General features: G+C 66.5%; 4 protein-coding genes. 3 read left to right on the top strand and 1 reads right to left on the bottom strand.

Features of this window, described 5'->3' with window-relative positions:
* Positions 1-139: 139 nt before the first annotated feature.
* From ACY34J_RS28870 to ACY34J_RS28860, 3 genes are all read left to right on the top strand, one after another.
* Entirely contained in the window at positions 140-523 is a 384-nt protein-coding gene (locus tag ACY34J_RS28870) for an MmcQ/YjbR family DNA-binding protein (protein WP_462729581.1), read from the top strand.
* A gap of 233 nt (positions 524-756) precedes the next feature.
* A complete protein-coding gene (locus ACY34J_RS28865; protein ID WP_462729580.1) occupies positions 757-1,674 on the top strand; it encodes an NADP-dependent oxidoreductase in 918 nt (305 codons plus the stop codon).
* Positions 1,675-2,063: 389 nt separating this feature from the next.
* Positions 2,064-2,369 carry a leucine zipper domain-containing protein gene (locus ACY34J_RS28860; RefSeq protein ID WP_462729579.1) on the top strand — a complete coding sequence of 102 codons (306 nt, stop codon included), beginning with the start codon at positions 2,064-2,066 and terminating at the stop codon, positions 2,367-2,369.
* Between the two features lie 54 nt (positions 2,370-2,423).
* On the opposite strand, the gene ACY34J_RS28855 is transcribed toward ACY34J_RS28860, so the two are convergent.
* The coding region (locus tag ACY34J_RS28855) for a transposase family protein (protein ID WP_462729578.1) at positions 2,424-2,901 on the bottom strand (478 nt) is incomplete at its 5' end.

The following is a 2,901-nucleotide window of genomic DNA, read 5'->3' as shown; positions in this document are numbered from 1 at the left end:
GTCGTCACCCTTCGTTACCACCGATTACGGGACAGAGCCGCGTGCGGGCGCCGCCGTTCGTCGCGGCCATGCAGGAGACGCCACCTTGGGCCTTGGCCGGGCAGTCAGGGTACTCGGATCGATAGAGGAGTTGATCACCTTGGACGGACAGGAGCTGCAGAAGATCGCGGGCGACTGCACTGTGGGACTGCCCGGCGTCGACCTGGAGCATCGTTTCGGCCCCGACTGGAAGGTCTACAAGGTGCGCGGCAAGGTCTTCATGCTCATGACCGACATGCCGGGGCGCCCCGCCGTGATCCTGAAAGCTGATCCGGACGACGCCGCAGCCCTGCGTGAGCAGTATGCAGACATTACCCCCGGCTATCACATGAACAAGAAGCACTGGATTACGGCGGAAGGCGGGGGCACCATCGACGAGAAGCTAGTGAAGGAGCTCGTGATCGACTCCTACCGTCTCGTGGTCAGCGGGCTTCCCAAGTCCGAGCAGCCCGTGGATCCGCGCACCTACGGCCGCCGCGCCTGACCTTCGTCATGCCCATCAGCGGCGAGAAGCTGCAGGACAGAGCGCGCGACACGGCACTGGCGATCGGCCACCGACCGGCGCAAGTACCCGAACCGCCACGCACACCAGGCCCATGACCTGCGAATTCACGATGCACGCGACTCATTGGCCTGCAGCCTCATCTGCTGGAGGCGGCTGGAGAAGCACCGCTCGTGATCGTGTTACGAGCTCATACGAGGAAGGCGACAATCTCAATGAAAGCCATTGTGGTAACCGACCAGGCCGCGGGAACGGCCGGGATGACGCTGACGGAGCGGCCTGAGCCGCCCGCAGCGATCAACGACGTCATCGTTCAGATTCATGCATCGGGCTTCGTCCCGACAGAGATGGAGTGGCCATCGACCTGGACCGATCGCGCCGGCCGTGACAAGACACCGTCGATCCCCGGCCACGAGCTGGCCGGAGTGGTCACCGCCCTCGGCTACGGCACGACGGGGCTGTCGGTCGGGCAGCGGGTGTTCGGCCTCGCCGACTGGCACCGCGACGGCACCCTCGCGGAGTACGTGGCAATCGAGGCACGCAACCTCGCACCGCTGCCCGGCGACGTCGACTTCACGGTAGGCGCGTCCCTGCCGATCTCGGGTCTGACCGCGTGGCAGGGGCTGTTCCAGCACGGCCGCCTTCAGGCCGGCCAGACCGTCCTCGCCCATGGCGCAGCCGGAGCAGTCGGGACGATGGTGACCCAGCTCGCACGCGAGGCCGGCGCATACGTCATCGGCACTGGACGAGCTGCCGACCGTGAGAAGGCGCTCGACTTCGGCGCACACGAGTTCGTCGACCTCGAGAACGATGCCTTGGCAGACGTCGGCAGTGTCGACCTGGTCTTCGACGTCATCGGCGGCGAGGTCCAGAGGAGCTCCGCGGCTCTGATCAAGACCGGCGGGACGCTGGTGTCGGTCGTGGGCCCGGTCGAGGCCCGCCCCGCTGATGGCCTGGCGATCGATTTCGTTGTCGAGGCCGATCGCACCCAGCTGGGTGAAATCGTGCAGCGAGTCCGGGACGGGCGGCTGCGTACGAACATCGGAACCACCGCGTCCCTCGACAACGCGGTCGCAACCCTCAACTCAACCGAGCGACGCAAGGGGAAGACAGTCATTCGTGTACGCCCGTAGGGAGTGATGGCCACACTCTGATCGGTGGGGCCGAGCGGCCAGTCGAAGCGACTCGTCGCGGAAAGCAGCGTCGGGTCCGCCGCGCGAACGGGTCATCTAATCCGTGCGGCGGACCCGACGGGTACACACATGACCTCCTCGAACAATGATATAGACGGGTGCTGACGGGCGATGCGCACATCCCAAAACGTTGACCGGCGCATCGCGTCAGCCCGCCTCGTCAACATCTCCCTCGGGTCGGTCGGCAATCCTCGCCGCACCTCGACACAGACTCTCTTGATGCCGAGGTGGGGAGGCAGTCGGTGGTCTCCGTGAGCATGCCTTCGTATGGAGCAACCACGCGAGGTGGTGCGGGTAAACACCAGTCCTCTGCGTGAGCGCGAGCAGTTATGTCTACCCACGCAAACGCTCCCCTCACGCCCGAAGGTCGCCGTCGTCTCTGCGAACGCATCGACTCCGGACGCCCGCTCGCCCATGTCGCTGAGGGCGGCGTCAGCCGTACCGCGCTGACCAAGTGGTACAAGCGTTGGCTGATCCACGGCGACGCTGGTCTGCTTGACCGGACCTCCCGTCCCGATCGTCAACCCTCGCGCACGCCTGACGACATCGAGGAGATGATCGTGCAGTTGCGAGTAGCCGAGAAGTGGGCACAGTGCATCGTGAAAACTGCACGTCAGTGGGCCCGGTGTGCGTAGGCGTCGGGAGGCTCGGGCAGGTCCGGGGCGGTAGTCCACCGACAAGATCATCTGTCAGCGGGCGACTTCCCGGTTCGTCAGCACCAGCAGGGCCCGCACCAGCGCGGTCGCCCACCTCGGATTCGTGCGGACCTTGCCGAGGGCGCGCCACTTCAGATGGGCGAAGCCGTGCTCGACCGGCGCCCGCACCGCGGCGAGTGCCTTGTTGGACAGCTTCTGACCACGGGTCAGGGGCCGGTTCCGGGCCGCCTTGTAGCCGGTGATCACCGTCGGGTCGGCGTCCGGAGCGCCGTCGTCGAGGCCGACGAACCCCAGGTCGGCGATGGCGCCGAGCCCGGCCGCCCGCAGCTTGGTGGTGAGCTTGTCGTGGCGGCAGGCAGTGATCTCCGACGTGCGTCCGGGCCGCACCGCAGAGATCCACACCAGTCGGCCGCGGTCGTCGGTGAGCGCGATCACGAGCAGGCCATGGCATTTGTGCTTGCCCGCATAGTTGCTGCGGTTGTCCGCCCCGGTGCGACGGCGGGTGCGTATG

This window comes from Streptomyces sp. HSS9-12, from assembly GCF_054963655.1.
The sequence above is the reverse complement of the archived record's forward strand: the minus strand, read 5'-3'. Positions and strand labels throughout refer to the sequence as shown.